Origin of the sequence: Streptomyces sp. NPDC026659 (genome assembly GCF_040638245.1) — a bacterium.
Taxonomy (GTDB): domain Bacteria; phylum Actinomycetota; class Actinomycetes; order Streptomycetales; family Streptomycetaceae; genus Streptomyces.
The window spans coordinates 197,926-211,686 of sequence record NZ_JBEZXY010000012.1; the positions used below are offsets into that span (position 1 = coordinate 197,926).

A 13,761-nucleotide genomic window follows, 5' to 3' on the forward strand; every position below is an offset into this window, starting at 1 on the left:
ATCGTGGCCGGAAGAGTCCCGGGCGAGCGCTCCGGGGCAGTGTCGCACCAGCGCCGGGCGACCGCCGAGTGACCCGAGCCCGATGACGCACGGCCCGTCGTACCCCAGGTACCCCCAGCCCGCCGGTATCCGTACACGAGGAATACGCCGATGGCCGATCCCAAGGGGTTCATGACCACCCAGCGCGAGGAATGGCCGCGGCGGTCCGTCGAGGAACGGGCACGGGACTGGGCCGAGGTCTACGTCCCGGGGGCGCTGTTGCCGATCATCGGCGCGCAGGCCGACCGTTGCATGGACTGCGGGGTGCCGTTCTGCCACGAGGCCTGTCCGCTGGGCAATCTGATCCCGGAGTGGAACGACCTGGTGGCGCGGGCGGACTGGCGGGCGGCGAGCGACCGGCTGCACGCGACGAACAACTTCCCGGAGTTCACCGGCCGGTTGTGTCCGGCGCCGTGCGAGGCGGGATGTGTGCTCGCGATCAACCAGCCGGCGGTCACCATCAAGAACGTCGAGTGCGCGATCGCGGAGCGGGCCTGGGAGGAGGGCTTCGTGCCGCCCCGGCCGCCGGAGCGGCTGTCGGGGAAGACCGTGGCGGTGATCGGTTCGGGTCCGGCCGGGCTGGCGGCGGCACAGCAGCTGACGCGGGCCGGGCACACGGTCGCGGTGTACGAGAAGGACGACCGGATCGGCGGTCTGATGCGGTACGGCATCCCCGAGTTCAAGATGGAGAAGCGGCAACTGGAGCGGCGGCTGGAGCAGATGGAGGCAGAGGGCACCCGGTTCCGTACGTCGGTGACGGTCGGGCGGGATGTACCGGCGACGGAGCTGCGGGCGCGGTACGACGCCCTGGTGGTCGCGACGGGCGCGACGGCGTGGCGGGAACTGGCGGTGCCTGGGCGGGAGTTGGCCGGGATACACCAGGCGATGGAGTATCTGCCGCTGGCCAACAAGGTGCGCGAGGGTGACCTGGCGGTCTCGCCGCTGTCGGCGGAGGGCAGGCACGTGGTGATCGTGGGCGGCGGTGACACCGGCGCCGATTGCCTGGGGACGGCGGTGCGCGAGGGTGCCGCGTCGGTGACCCAGCTCGACATCTACGCCCAGCCGCCCGGCGCACGCGACGAGGACGCCGAGCCGTGGCCGACGTATCCGAAACTCTACCGGCTGTCGGCGGCGCACGAGGAGGCGCGGGAGTTGCGGACGGCACCGGCGGCGGACGCGGACGCGCGGCTGTTCGCGGCGTCCACGCTCCGCTTCACCGGGGACGCCGAGGGGCATGTGCGGTCGCTGCACCTGGTCGAGGTGGACGAGCGGCGGAGTCCGCTGCCGGGCACCGGGCGGACGCTCCCCGCCGACCTGGTGCTGCTGGCGCTCGGCTTCTCCGGGCCGGACCGGGAGGACGGGCTGATCGACCAGCTGGGGCTGCGGACGGAACCGCGCGGGACGCTCGCCCGGGACGGCGACTTCGGGACCGGTGTCCCCGGCGTGTTCGCCGCCGGGGACGCGGCTCGTGGTCAGTCGCTGATCGTGTGGGCGATAGCGGAGGGACGGTCGGTGGCGGCGGCCGTGGACCGCTATCTGACGGGCGGTTCCTGGCTGTCGGCGCCGATATCGCCGTACGACAGACCGATGACCGCGTAGTCGAGCATCAACAACGGGATAGCCGAGAGGAGTTGATGGTGGGCCGGACAGGGATCAGGTCGGTGGCGGTCCAAAGGGCATGGGCATGAGTCAACAACAGTGAGCGTGGTCAGGAGAGCAGGAAGTCCGCCTCCCCGGCCTTGGCGCCCTCGATGAAGGCGGTGATCTCGTCCGTGGTGTATATCAACGCGGGGCCGTCCGGGTCGGTGGACTGGCGGACGGCGACGCGGCCGTCGGCGAGCTTCATCGCCTCCAGGCAGTTGCCCCCGTTGCCACCGCTCCACGGCTTGTGCCAGCCGTCGCTGCCCAGCTCCCGTGCGGGCATACCGTTGTAGACACGACCGCGCGGATTGATGCGATCCATTCACAGCTCCTTGCGGAGATCCCGCAGGATCTCCTTCGTGCGTTGTGCCGTGGCGGCTTGTGCCGCCATGCGGTCCATGACCTCGAGGTGGCTCGCCACCTCGGAGCGCGCGTCCAGGTAGACGGCGCCGGTCAGGTACTCGCTGTAGACCATGTCCGGCAGTTCTGACATGGCGAATCGGAACAGCACGAAGGGCCCGTACGTGCCCGGGTGCGGCCCGTCGGCGAACCGGGCCACCTGGAGCGTCACGTTGGGCAGCTTCGTGGCCTCGAGCAACTTGTCGATCTGCCGCCGCATCACCTCCGGGCCGCCGACCGGGCGGCGCAGGGCGGTCTCGTCCATGACGGCCCAGAAGCGGGGCGCGTCCGGCCGGGTGAGCAGGTCCTGACGGCGCATCCGCAGGGCGACGTGCCGCTCGATGTCGTCGGGGCTGGTCTGGCCGATGGCGCCCGACTTGAGCACTCCGCGCGCGTAGTCCTCGGTCTGGAGCAGTCCGGGCACGAAGTGCGGTTCGTAGGAGCGGATGAGGGAGGCGGCCTCCTCCAGGCTGACGTACATCGAGAACCAGCCGGGCAGGATGTCGTGGAACCGCTGCCACCAGCCGGGTCTGTTGGCGTCCTCGGCGAGGCGGACGAAGAGTTCGGCCTCGTCGTCGGGCACGCCGTAGGACTTGAGCAGCACTTGCAGGTACGGGATCTTGAGGGAGACCTCGGCCATCTCCATCCGGCGCACGGTGGCGGGGGCGACATGGAGGACGTGTGCGGCCTCCTCGCGCTTCAGCCCGGCGCGTTCCCGCAGCTCCAGCAGGCGTCGGCCGAGGACCACCTGACCCACGGTCGGCGCGGACCGCGGTTCGCTCACGTGCCACCTCCGACTGACATCCCGCTCCGGCAAAAGACGCGACAGCGCCGGGGCGCCGGGCACCGTGTCCCGACAGCCCTGCGGCGCCGTTCGAAGACGCGTACGTGGATCCGGCCGGATCGACGACGGTCTCAATTGGCGCCGCGCGACGTGCTGTTGCGAGCAGTGTGCCACGGCCCTCCACCGCGTCACACAGCACTCTGCATTTTTCAGAGTGACACTTGCCAAGTGTTCACGGCGGGGAGATAGTGGCAAGCGTGATTCCGTCCGCGCCCTTAGGAACAGACTCCGCCGCAGACCGGTCCGGTCTCGGTGTCGCCACCGGAGAAGCCCCGGTCAGGGGCGCCGCCAAGCGACGGTTCCGCTTCGAGCTGGCCGCACATCCGACGTCCTCCGCCGAGGCCAGACGTGTGACGCGCGCCCGGCTGCGGGGCTGGTCGGTGTGCGCGGACACATGCGACAGCGCCGCCCTGGTGGTGTCCGAGCTGGTCACCAACGCGATCATGCACACCGCGAGCAGCCGGGTCGTGTGCGAGCTGCACGACCAGGACGACGTGGTGCGCATAGCCGTGCGCGACGAGGGGTGCGCGCCCGGCGATCCCCACCCGGCACAGCAGCGGCCCGACGAGGAGCACGGGAGGGGGTTGCTTCTCGTCGACGCGCTGTGCCGGGCCTGGGGCACCCGGCAGCACGGACCCGGACTGCTGGTGTGGGCGGAGCTGCCCAGGGAGGGCGACGCGGAGGCATCCGCATCCGACGAGGCATACGGCACGGCGTACGGCACGGCCGACGAGCTGTTCGACGCCTACGCCGCGGCGGACGACGTCGCCGACATCGCCGACGCGCCCGCCGGAACCCGGGAACATGCCCCCGCCCGTGATCCCCGCTGCGACCTCGGCTGGGGTGTACGCCCCAAGCCGGACCCCTCCCCCGTCCCGGGCGAGGACGAGTCCGCCGGGCCGGCCGTCCGGCGCGGCGAGACGGTTCCGGCCCAGTGGGCCGGGCCCGGCCTCGGCGCGGTACCGCCGGGACGGACGGCGGCGCCGGAGCCGACCCAGCCGTGGGCCGTCCCATGACCGGCACCGGGCAGCCACTGGGGCTCGACACGCTCGTCAGACTGGGGCGTCATCGTCACCTGCCCATACCGACCGGTCGGCCTGTCCTGCCCGAGGGTATGACGACCCCGCTCGGCATGGACGCCGTGGCGGTCCCGGACCGGCTGGCCGCGCTGCTCCTGCCCCGGCTGCCCCGCGTGGGATGCGTGTACGCCGACGGCACGCACTGGTGGTGGATCGTCCCCGCCGACTCCGACTACGCCCTGTCCTGGCCCTCCCCGGCCCACTACGCCACCGGCGCTCCCGTCCCCACCACGGCCCGCCTGCTCCACCGCCCCGAGGGCACGATCCCCTACACCCCACCGATCCCCCTGTACCTCGCCCTGTGCCGGGCGACGGGCACGACGCCGGACTGGTCCCGCCCGCTCTCGGCCTGACCGGGGCGTTACGGGAGCCGCGTTCTACGGGAGCCGCGTTCGCGACACCCCTTGGCCCACCCGGCCACGGCACCACACCACCGTGCGCCCGTCGTGTCCTCGTCGCGCCCCGTGCGCGCGGGACCGCCCCGGACGGCGCCGCTCCACCGCGCACCGTGTTCCGGCACCGCCCGCGCACTCCCCCCGCGCCCCCGGCACCCCCGCTCGCGCCCTGTCCGAGCCCCCGTCGTGCGGCAATAGTGGCCGTTCGGTCACGGCGTCGGGAGGTTCGCGGTGGGGCGGAGGCGGGGGCGGGAGGAAACCGAGGTCTCGGAGTCGGAGCGGCTGCTGTTCGGCGGCCCGCTCAGGTACGACATGGGGTGGAACGAGCACTCGCAGGCGTTCCTGGAGCTGAGCTTCCGGGCGATGGTGCGGCGGCTGCCGGGAATGCTGGCGTCCAGTCTGCGGCTGGCGCGGCGGGCGGACCCGGGAGCCGCCCGGACCGTGCTGGCCGCCGAGGTGGGCCGGGGTGTGGCGCAGGCGGTGAGCCTGCTGGCCGTGAACAGCGCGCTCGGCAGCCTGCTCAGCGGCCCGGACATCGAGGAGCGACTGCGGGCGGCGGCCCCCGCCCTGGCCGTGATGGCCGCGATGATGCTGGTCGCGGCGCTGCTGCGGGCCGCCTCCACCTACGCCACCGGCCGCCTGGAGCCCAAGGTGGAGCGGGTGGCGACCGAGCTGTACCTGGAGCGCGCGGCCAATGTGGAGCTGGCCGCGATCGAGGACCACGCCTTCCACAAGCTGCTGGACACCGCGCAGTACGGCGCCCGCTCGGCGCGGCACATGATCTCGTACAGCGCCCGGGTGATCAACGCGATGATCTCGCTCATCGCGGCCGCCGGTGTGCTGACCGTCCTGCACCCGGCGCTGCTGCCGCTGCTGGTCACCATGACCCTGCCGAGCGCCTGGAGTTCGCTCACCATCGCGCGGCGCCGCTACGAGTCGTTCCACGTCTGGGTGCAGCACGCCCGCGCGGGCCAGCTCATCGGCAGTCTGCTCACCGAGCAGGGCGCGGCTCCGGAGATCCGGGTGCACGGCGTCGGCCCGTTCCTGCTGCGGCACTACCGGTCGATGTCGGAGACGGCGGAGGCGGAGCAGGCCCGGCTGTCTCGGCTGGCCGCGCGCACCGGCCTGGTCGCCGCCGCCTGGACCGGCCTCGCGACCCTCGCCACGTACGCCACGCTGGGCGCGCTGCTGGTCACGGGCGCGATGGCCCTGTCGGTGGCGGGTACGGCGGTCATCGCGATCCGGACCGGGGCGGCGAGCCTGGACACGCTGGTGCTGGAGATCAACCAGCTGCACGAGGAGGCCCTGTTCGTGGGCGACCTGGAGCGGATGTACGTGGAGGCGGCCGAGCGGGCGATCCCGGTCGGCGGGAAGGAACTGCCCGAGCATCCGAAGGAGATCCGGTTCGAGGACGTCACCTTCAGCTACCCGGGCGAGGGGGCCCGCCCGGCCCTCGACGGTGTGACTCTCAGCCTGCCGACAGGCCGGATCATCGCCCTGGTCGGCGAGAACGGCTCGGGCAAGACCACCCTGGTCAAGCTGCTCGCGGGGCTGTACAACCCGGACCGGGGCCGCATCCTGTGGGACGGCGTCGACGCGGCGCGGGCCGACCGGCGGGCGCTCGCCGAGCGGGTCGCGATGGTGGCCCAGGACTTCAAGCGCTGGCCGTTCACCGCGAAGGTGAACGTGGCCGTCGGCCGTTCGTCCGTGCCCATGACAAAGGAGCGGCTGGACGCGTCGGTGGCCGAGGCGGGCGCCGAGGAGGTGGTGGCCGCACTCCCGAACGGCCTGGACACCCTGCTGGCCCGCAATTTCAGCGGCGGCCACGAGCTGTCCGGCGGCCAGTGGCAGCGGCTCGGCATCGCGCGGGCCGCCTACCGGCGCGGGGACATCCTGATCGTGGACGAGCCGACGGCGGCGCTGGACGCGCGGGCCGAGCTGGCGGTGTTCGAGAAGATCCGGGCGCTGGCGGGCAGCGGGCAGACCGTCGTGCTGATCACCCACCGGCTGGCCTCCGTACGCCACGCCGATCTGGTGCATGTGCTGGAGCGGGGACGGCTCGTGGAGTCCGGCACTCCGGAGGAGCTGCTGGCCGGGGGCGGGGTGTACGCGGAGCTGTACGCGCTCCAGGCGGACCAGTTCACGGCGGCGGTGCCCACGCCCAGGTCCGCGTGAGCCGGGGCCCTGTCCGTACTGATCCGTCGGCGCTGCCCGCCCCGCCTAGTCGGCGCTCTCCGGCCCCCGCAGGATCACCAGGAACGTGTCCGTGGCGAGGTCCATCACGACCTCCGCGGGCAGCCCTTCGAGGCGTCGCGCGTGCGCGAACTCCTCCGCCGGCCATGATCCGCGCGGTCCGCCGGCGGGAAAGCGCCCGAGCTCCGTTCGCCCGTTCACCATCTCGCACCTCCAGAAGACGTCGTACTTCATGGAAGTGAACGCCTCGGAGGGGCCGATCGCCTCGGCCGGTGACGGGACTGAGACATTGCCGACACCGAGTCAGTGCGCTTCGCCACCGTTCGGGTGCCTGCCGAGCGCGGTCAGGTCGAGCAGGCCGCGGACGGCGCCGAGTGCGTCCAGGGTGTCGTCGTCGTGGACCGAGTAGGTGTGGAAGACGCGGTCGCGGTCGCGGAGGAAGCAGCTGAGACCGGGGCGTTCGACCGGGCGGCCTTCCTGCTCCACGGTCGCCTCGAAGTCGCGGTTGAAGTCGCCGGGAGCCGAGGAGTACCAGGGCACCGCCCAGCCCATCCGCGCCTTGAACGGCAGGATCCGAGTGAACGGCGCGCGGGAGACGGCCGCGAAGGCGGTGTCGCGGGCGCGCAGCCGGTCGAGGTGGCCCAGCTGGTCCAGGAAAACCGCGCAGCAGGGGCAGCCCTCCGTCCACTCCGGGGCGAACATGAAGTGGTGGACGACGAGTTGGGCCCGGCCGTCGAAGAGCTCGAGGAGGGTGGCCTTGCCGTCGCCGCCCTCGAAGACGTACTCCGGGTCGACCTCCACCACGGGCAGCCGCCGCCGCTCGGCGCCGAGTGCGTCGCGGGCCCGGGCGACCGCCTCCTCCTTGCGCCGTAACTCCTCGCGCGCCGCACGCCATTGCGCACGGGTGACGATCTCCGGAAGCGACATGGGCCCTCCTGCCTGTCCGACGGTCGGTTCGTGGTGCTGACCGAGGCAAGGCGCGGAACTCATCGCGGAGCGCCGGGATTTCTTCGACGATTTCCCGGCGGTCCCCCTCAGGCAGGTCAGGCGGCCGGCAGCACCCGCCAGTCCCGGCCGCCGCTCTCCAGCTCACCGAGGGCCTCCTGGAGCCGGTCGGTGTGGCGCGGGGTCAGGCGGCCGGTGTCGTCGAGGTGGACCGCGCAGGCGGTGGTGGTGTCGACGAGCCGTTCCAGGGCGGTGGCCACCGCGCCGGTGTCGCGGGTGTGCCGGGCGAGGGCGGGCAGTTCGGCGGCGGCGACCGCCATGGCGGTGTGGGCCTCGGCGAGCGTGCGGTACGCCTCACGGCGCAGCGCCCAGCGTTCGGCGCGGTCGCCGGACTCGGCCATCACGTGCGCGAGGTAGGCGTGCGCGGCGGTCCCGGCGGCGGCGAGCCGCGCCCGTACGCCCGCGCCCCGCTTCCCGGGCATCGGCAGATGGCCGACGATCAGCACCAGCGCGCAGGCCAGCAGGGTCTCGGCGATCCGGCTGACGCTCGCCTGCGGTTCGCCGCCGATCATGATCAGGGCGAGGACGAGCACGGTGACGACGGCGGTCAGCGCGGCGAAGTGCCGGGTGGAGACGGGCAGCAGCGCCCCGCACACCGCGACCAGCGCGATCAGCCCGAAGGGCCTGGGCAGCACTGCGGCGAACCCGGCGAAGAGCAGTGCGCCGAGCACGGTGCCCGCGGCCCGGCACAGCACCCGGGAGGCCATCGGACCGAGGTCGGGCTTGACGAGGAAGACGGCGGTGACGGGGAGCCAGTACCAGTGCTGGTGCCTGCCGTACCAGCCGGTGTGGTGCAGGGCCTGGGCGATGCCCGCGGCCGCGCCGAAGGAGAGGGCGACGCGCAGCCCGTACTCGCGGCCCCCGGTACCGAACGCGGTCCGCAGCGCACGCCGGGCGCCCCAGGGGCGCACGAGCAGCCGGTGTGCGCCGCCGTCGGCGCGGTCGAACGCCTCGGCGGCGTGCAGCAGCGCGTCGTCGAGGGCGCGCAGGGCGGGCGCGGTGCGGGCGGGGGCGGGCAGCGGTCCGGTGCCGGTGTTGCCGCGCACGGCGGCGGCGAGCCGCCGGGGTCCGGCCGAGGCCCGCGCCGAGAGGGGTTCGCCGGTCCAGGCGAGGGCGGTGGCGGCCTCGGCGAGCGGGAGCGCGGCGACGTACTGCGCGTGCAGCCGGCGTTCGGGGGCCAGGGTGGCGTAGCGGCGCAGCCGGGGTCCGGCCAGGGCGTCCTGGGCGCGGTCGAGTGCGGCGGTGAGCGCGGCCCGGCGTGCGGTGGCGTCGGGTCCGCCGACGGCGTCGAGCAGGTCGGCGATGGCGTCGTACACCGCCGCGACCGCCGTCCGTTCGCCCTCGAAGCGCAGGTCGGAGACGAGCGAGCCGGGGGTGGGCAGGGCGAGGCGCAGCAGGAGCAGCCAGGCCGCTCCGGCGAGGAAGGCGAGGGCGCGCTGCCAGCCGCTCTCGGGGCTCGGCATCCCGGCGCCGATGGCGGCGGTGACGAGCAGTTGGGTGGCGGAGGCGGAGGCCAGCGGCCCGACGGCGCTGACCGACCCGGCGACCAGGCCGAGCAGCGCGAGCACGAGGGTCAGCGGTACGGCGGCCAGGTGTTCGCCCGCGCCGGTGCCGACGAGCAGGCCGAGGCCGCCCGCGAGCGCGGGGGTGCCGAGGCTGCGGACGGAGAGACGGCGGCCGCCGGGGCGGTCGTTGATCCCGGCGAGCATCGCGCCGGTCGCGGCGAGGACGCCGTCCGCGACGTGTCCGGCCAGGACGCCCGCGAGCAGCAGCGGTCCGGCGGCGAGCGCGCCTCGGGCGACCGCGCTCCAGGGGACGGGCCCACGCTGGGCGCGGAAGGCGTGGGCGAGCCAAGGCGGCAGTGACCGGACGGCGGGGCGCGACACGGGGCTCCTGTTCGTACGAGGGCGGGGGCGTGCCTTCGGACGACGGTGGCCGGGCTGGTGTCGCCCTCCACAGTACGGGGCGTTGTCGCGTACGGGCGTCGGGCGGGTTTCCGGGAGGTGAAGCGGGCGTTCAGGGTTGCGTGCCGAGCAGTTCCCCGGCCTGTTCCACGGCGCGGACCAGGGCCTGCGGGTCGGGTCGCAGGGCGCCGGTGATCGCGTCCATACCGCGCAGTCCGGCCCGCTCCAGCAGCCGTTTCTCGTTGGTCACCCACTCGCCGCGTGCCGCGAGCACGGCGTGGGCGGACTGCGCGGCGGCGACGGCGAGGGCGCCCGCGACCTCGGTGAGGCGGCCGTGCGGGGCGTGATGCGCCCTGGCGTAGCCGAGGGTGGCGCGGGCGGCGTTGGACCAGCGGGGCGGGGCGCTGCGGCGCAGGGCGTCCGGGTAGCGGGCGGGGCGGGGCAGGCTGCCGCGCAGCACCTGATTGACAGCCAGCTCGGCGACGATCAGATAAGTGGGGATGCCCGCGAGGTGGAACAGCAGCGGCTCCACCCGGAACCGCCCCTCCTCCGCCTCGGCCAGCTCGTGCTCCACGACGTCCAGGTCCCGGTAGTGCACGTCCACCCGGCGTCCGTCGATCGTCAGCCAGGCCCCGCCGTTGAACACCCCGCCACCCCAGCCGCCCACCTCGGACACCTCGCCCTCCCAGCCGAGGGCGCGCAGGTCACCGGGGTCGAAGGCGCCCCGGTAATAGAGGGCGAGGTCCCAGTCGCTGTCGGCGGTGTGGGTGCCCTGCGCCCGCGATCCGCCGAGAGCGACGGCGCGGACGGTGGGCAGCGCGGCGAGGCGGTCGGCGGTGGCGGAGAGGAACTCGGCGTCGGGGAGGGCGGGCATGGGGGTCCTTGGGTGGGGGCGGAGGCCCGGCGCGACGCCACGGGAACCGGAGGCCGGGGCGACGCACTACGGAAGCCGGAGGCCGGAGGCCGAGGTCACGCAACGGAAGCCGGAGGCCGGGGCGACGCTACGGGAGACAGCGGCCGGGCGCACCGAAATTCGGGTGCGGGGCCGGTCGTACCCGCGAATGATGCGGAGGTCGTCCCCCGTCCCGTCCCTGGAGCCGCCATGATCCGCCGCGTGACCGTCCCCGGTCTCTTCCCGCCGCCCACCTACTCCCACGCCTCCGTGGTCGAGGCGGGCACCCGGATCGCCTTCCTCGCGGGCGCGGTCCCGCTGGACGAGCACGGCGAACTGGTCGGCCCGGGCGACCCCGTCCGCCAGGCCGAACAGGTCCTCGCCAACCTGCGCGCCCAGCTCCACGCCGTGGGCAGCGACCTCGGCCATGTGCTGGCCACCGATGTGTACGTGGTGAGCGACGACCCCTCGGTCCTCGCCGCCGTCTGGAAGGCGGTCGAGGCCTCGGGCCTGAGCCACGGACCCCACTCCTCCACCCTGCTCGGCATCGCGTGCCTCGGCTACCCGGGCCAGCTGGTGGAGATCACGGCGACGGCGGCGGTACCGGAGCGGTGATGACGACCCCGGTGACGCTGCGCCGGGCGGCCGCGGCGGACGCCCGCCCCACCGCCGACCTGTGGCTGCGGTCCTTCGCCGCCGCGCTGCCCACGGTCACCCGGCCCCGCTCCGACGACGAGGTGCGCGCCTACCTGCGCGACGTGGTCCTCCCGCACCACGAGACCTGGGTGGCCGAGGACACGGAGGCGGGGATCGTCGGCATGATGGCCCTGCACGGGGACCTGTTGTCCCAGCTCTATCTGGACCCGGCCTGGCGCGGACGCGGTCTCGGGGACCGGTTCGTGGCGCTGGCCAAGGAGCGCGCCCCGGGCGGCCTCGCCCTGTGGGCGTTCCAGGTGAACAAGCCCGCCCGCCGCTTCTACGAGCGCCACGGCTTCACCGCCGTCGAGTACACGGACGGCGCCGGGAACGAGGAGGGGGAGCCGGACGTGCGGTACGTCTGGCAGCCCTGAGGTGAGGGCCGGTCAGCTCAGGCCGGCCGCGCGGGCCGCCGTGCTCAGGACCTCGCGGAGCATCTCCGCCGTCAGACGGCCGGTGAAGGTGTTGCGCTGGCTGACGTGGAAGCAGCCGAAGAGGTCCAGGTCGCCGAGGGCGACGCGGGTGCCGTGGGCGAAGCGGGGACGGGGGCGGGGGACGGGCCAGCCCGCCTCGGCGAGCGCGGGAAGCGTCGCCTGCCAGCCGAAGGCACCGAGGACGACGGCCGCCCTCAGGGTGGGGCGGAGCAGTTCGAGTTCGCCGACCAGCCAGGGGCGGCACATGTCGCGCTCGCCCGGGGTGGGCTTGTTGGCGGGCGGGGCGCAGTGCACGGGCGCGGTCACCCGGACTCCGTACAGCTCCAGGCCGTCGTCCGCGCTCACCGAGGTCGGCTGCGAGGCCAGGCCCACGTCGTAGAGCGCTTGGAAGAGCACGTCCCCGGAGCGGTCGCCGGTGAACATGCGGCCGGTGCGGTTGCCGCCGTGTGCAGCCGGGGCGAGCCCGATGATCGCCAGGCGGGCATCGGCCGGTCCGAAGCCGGGCACCGGGCGGCCCCAGTACGGCTGGTCGGCGAAGGCGGCCCGTTTTGTACGGGCCACCTCCTCGCGCCACTCGACCAGGCGCGGGCAGGCCCGGCACTCGGTCAGCCGCCGGTCGAGGCGGGCGAGGGCGGCGCTGTCGTCCATACCGGCCACCGTAAGCCCCGGTCCGTACCCCCGCCGGACGCCCTGGGTGCCCGAGCACACCCCCCGCTCACGTGAACGCCGCCCCCAGCGCGACGAAGCCGCAGATCAGCACGAACAGCACCGCGAGCAGCGGCCACACGAACCGCAGATAGCGGTCGTAGCCGACCTTCGCGAGCGCCACGCCGCCCATGACGACGGCGGTGGTCGGCACCCACAGGTTCATCCAGCCGCTGGACGCCTGCCAGGCGGTGACGACGACCGCGCGGGAGACCCCGGCGAAGTCGGCCAGCGGGGCGAGGATCGGCATGGCGAGCGTGGCGTGCCCGGAGGTGGAGGGGATCAGGAAGGCCAGCGGCAGATTCACCACGAACACGATCACCGCGAACACGCTGGAGGAAGTGCCCCTGACCACGCCCTCGATGGAGTGCAGCACGGTGTCGGTGATCCGTGAGTTGTTCATGATCACGGTGACGCCCCGGGCCAGCACGATCACCAGCGCGGGCGCGATGAAGTCGGCGGCGCCCTGCACGATCGTCGCGCTCAGCCGCTGCTCCCCCATCCGCCCCACCAGCCCGACCAGGACGGCCGCGCACAGGAACAGCGCGGCGAGCTGCGGAAAGGACCAGTCCAGCTCGAATCCGTACGGCTTCGCGTCCGCGTCCCCGCTCAGCGCGCTCGACCAGGGCACCACCGAGAAGATCATGAACGCGAAGACCAGCACCATCGTGACCAGCACCGCCTTGTGCAGTCCGGTCAGCTCGGGCTCCGCGTCCGGCGCCTCGGTGGCGTGCTCCCGGTCCCCGGGCAGGAACCCGGTGAGCGACCGCGCCGGATCACTCCGCACCCGCCGCGCGTACCGGATCACGTACGCCACCGTCACCGCCGTCAGCACCACCCACATCGCCGAGCGCAGCAGGATGCCGTCGCCGAGCGAGATGTCGGCGGCCGAGGACGCCACCCCCGTCGCGAACGGGTTCACCGTCGAGCACAGCACCCCGATCCCCGCGCCGAGGATGATCGTGCCGACGGCGACCATCCGGTCGTAGCCGAGGGCCAGCATCAGCGGCACGATCAGGCCGTAGAAGCCGAGGGTCTCCTCGGCGAAGCCCTCGACCGTGCCGAGCACCGAGAACACCACCATGATCCCGGCGATCAGCAGCGCCCCGCGCTCGCGCAGCCGGTGGGCGAGCCGGGCGATGCCCCGGTCCAGCGCGCCGGTGGCGAACACGACGGTGATGAACGCCCCGATGGCGAGCACGAACAGGAACACGCCCGCCGCGCCGTACAGACTCCCGGACAGGTCGGGTCCGACCAGCCGCTCCTGGCGTCCCGCAGTCCGTACAGCCCGTTCACCGGCGAGAGGAACAGATCGTCGAGCCGGTCCGTGAGGGACCGTCCCGAGGACACCCGGTGGTACGTGCCCTGGATCGGGGCGCCGGAGGCATCGCGGGCGTACTCCCCCGGCGGGATCAGGAAGGCGAGCAGCCACACCACCACGGTGACGGCGGCGAGGACGGTCAGCGCGCTCGGAAAGGTGAACTTCCGCTCGCGCCGGGGAGGTTCTCCCGCCTTGGCCGCCGTCTCCATGTCCC

At 73.6% G+C, this 13,761-nt stretch carries 13 protein-coding genes and 1 pseudogene; 6 read left to right on the forward strand and 8 right to left on the reverse strand.

Annotated features, from left to right (window positions below):
* Nucleotides 1–150 precede the first annotated feature (150 nt).
* Nucleotides 151–1,638 (forward strand): glutamate synthase subunit beta, encoded by a 1,488-nt coding sequence (locus tag AB0E91_RS27645; protein ID WP_361787410.1) that lies wholly within the window; start codon nt 151–153, stop codon nt 1,636–1,638.
* Between the two features lie 109 nt (nt 1,639–1,747).
* On the opposite strand, the gene AB0E91_RS27650 is transcribed toward AB0E91_RS27645, so the two are convergent.
* Complete coding sequence (locus AB0E91_RS27650; protein WP_361116313.1) at nt 1,748–2,002, reverse strand: DUF397 domain-containing protein; 255 nt, start codon at nt 2,000–2,002, stop codon at nt 1,748–1,750.
* Nucleotides 2,003–2,863: a helix-turn-helix transcriptional regulator gene (locus tag AB0E91_RS27655; protein ID WP_361787413.1), complete on the reverse strand. Its 861-nt coding sequence runs from the start codon at nt 2,861–2,863 to the stop codon at nt 2,003–2,005.
* Between the two features lie 248 nt (nt 2,864–3,111).
* On the opposite strand from AB0E91_RS27655, the gene AB0E91_RS27660 reads away from it, so the two are divergent.
* From AB0E91_RS27660 to AB0E91_RS27670, 3 genes are all read left to right on the forward strand, one after another.
* The gene (locus tag AB0E91_RS27660) at nt 3,112–3,939 is read left to right on the forward strand and encodes an ATP-binding protein (RefSeq protein ID WP_361787416.1); all 828 of its coding nucleotides are present in this window, start codon (nt 3,112–3,114) and stop codon (nt 3,937–3,939) included.
* On the forward strand, nt 3,936–4,355 hold the full coding sequence (locus tag AB0E91_RS27665; protein WP_361787418.1) for a hypothetical protein: 420 nt from the start codon (nt 3,936–3,938) through the stop codon (nt 4,353–4,355). Before AB0E91_RS27660 ends, AB0E91_RS27665 begins: the two co-directional genes overlap by 4 nt.
* Nucleotides 4,356–4,709: 354 nt before the next feature.
* Entirely contained in the window at nt 4,710–6,572 is a 1,863-nt protein-coding gene (locus AB0E91_RS27670) for an ABC transporter ATP-binding protein (RefSeq protein WP_361787482.1), read from the forward strand.
* Nucleotides 6,573–6,617: 45 nt separating this feature from the next.
* Here the strand turns inward: AB0E91_RS27670 and AB0E91_RS27675 are convergent, their stop codons facing one another.
* The 4 genes from AB0E91_RS27675 to AB0E91_RS27690 form a co-directional block, all read right to left on the reverse strand.
* Nucleotides 6,618–6,824 (reverse strand): hypothetical protein, encoded by a 207-nt coding sequence (locus AB0E91_RS27675; RefSeq protein ID WP_361787484.1) that lies wholly within the window; start codon nt 6,822–6,824, stop codon nt 6,618–6,620.
* A 69-nt stretch (nt 6,825–6,893) separates the two neighbouring features.
* The gene (locus tag AB0E91_RS27680; RefSeq protein ID WP_361787420.1) at nt 6,894–7,517 is read right to left on the reverse strand and encodes a DUF899 domain-containing protein; all 624 of its coding nucleotides are present in this window, start codon (nt 7,515–7,517) and stop codon (nt 6,894–6,896) included.
* Between the two features lie 116 nt (nt 7,518–7,633).
* On the reverse strand, nt 7,634–9,481 hold the full coding sequence (locus tag AB0E91_RS27685; RefSeq protein WP_361787422.1) for an FUSC family protein: 1,848 nt from the start codon (nt 9,479–9,481) through the stop codon (nt 7,634–7,636).
* Nucleotides 9,482–9,611: 130 nt separating this feature from the next.
* Nucleotides 9,612–10,373 (reverse strand): nucleotidyltransferase domain-containing protein, encoded by a 762-nt coding sequence (locus AB0E91_RS27690; protein ID WP_361787424.1) that lies wholly within the window; start codon nt 10,371–10,373, stop codon nt 9,612–9,614.
* A 228-nt stretch (nt 10,374–10,601) separates the two neighbouring features.
* Here AB0E91_RS27690 and AB0E91_RS27695 point away from each other — a divergent pair, with 228 nt between their 5' ends.
* The gene (locus AB0E91_RS27695; RefSeq protein ID WP_361787426.1) at nt 10,602–11,006 is read left to right on the forward strand and encodes a RidA family protein; all 405 of its coding nucleotides are present in this window, start codon (nt 10,602–10,604) and stop codon (nt 11,004–11,006) included.
* Nucleotides 11,006–11,461 carry a GNAT family N-acetyltransferase gene (locus tag AB0E91_RS27700; RefSeq protein WP_361787428.1) on the forward strand — a complete coding sequence of 152 codons (456 nt, stop codon included), beginning with the start codon at nt 11,006–11,008 and terminating at the stop codon, nt 11,459–11,461. Before AB0E91_RS27695 ends, AB0E91_RS27700 begins: the two co-directional genes overlap by 1 nt.
* 12 nt (nt 11,462–11,473) lie before the next feature.
* Here the strand turns inward: AB0E91_RS27700 and AB0E91_RS27705 are convergent, their stop codons facing one another.
* Complete coding sequence (locus AB0E91_RS27705; RefSeq protein WP_361787430.1) at nt 11,474–12,169, reverse strand: uracil-DNA glycosylase; 696 nt, start codon at nt 12,167–12,169, stop codon at nt 11,474–11,476.
* A gap of 67 nt (nt 12,170–12,236) precedes the next feature.
* A pseudogene (locus AB0E91_RS27710) lies at nt 12,237–13,756 on the reverse strand (YfcC family protein).
* Nucleotides 13,757–13,761 lie beyond the last annotated feature (5 nt).

Excerpts from the sequence above, each read along its gene's own strand:
- AB0E91_RS27645 (WP_361787410.1), top strand. The coding sequence starts at position 151 with ATGGCCGATCCCAAGGGGTTCATGACCACCCAGCGCGAGGAATGGCCG.
- AB0E91_RS27650 (WP_361116313.1), bottom strand. The coding sequence starts at position 2,002 with ATGGATCGCATCAATCCGCGCGGTCGTGTCTACAACGGTATGCCCGCA.
- AB0E91_RS27665 (WP_361787418.1), top strand. The coding sequence starts at position 3,936 with ATGACCGGCACCGGGCAGCCACTGGGGCTCGACACGCTCGTCAGACTG.
- AB0E91_RS27670 (WP_361787482.1), top strand. The coding sequence starts at position 4,710 with ATGGGGTGGAACGAGCACTCGCAGGCGTTCCTGGAGCTGAGCTTCCGG.
- AB0E91_RS27675 (WP_361787484.1), bottom strand. The coding sequence starts at position 6,824 with ATGAAGTACGACGTCTTCTGGAGGTGCGAGATGGTGAACGGGCGAACG.
- AB0E91_RS27680 (WP_361787420.1), bottom strand. The coding sequence starts at position 7,517 with ATGTCGCTTCCGGAGATCGTCACCCGTGCGCAATGGCGTGCGGCGCGC.
- AB0E91_RS27690 (WP_361787424.1), bottom strand. The coding sequence starts at position 10,373 with ATGCCCGCCCTCCCCGACGCCGAGTTCCTCTCCGCCACCGCCGACCGC.
- AB0E91_RS27695 (WP_361787426.1), top strand. The coding sequence starts at position 10,602 with ATGATCCGCCGCGTGACCGTCCCCGGTCTCTTCCCGCCGCCCACCTAC.
- AB0E91_RS27700 (WP_361787428.1), top strand. The coding sequence starts at position 11,006 with ATGACGACCCCGGTGACGCTGCGCCGGGCGGCCGCGGCGGACGCCCGC.
- AB0E91_RS27705 (WP_361787430.1), bottom strand. The coding sequence starts at position 12,169 with ATGGACGACAGCGCCGCCCTCGCCCGCCTCGACCGGCGGCTGACCGAG.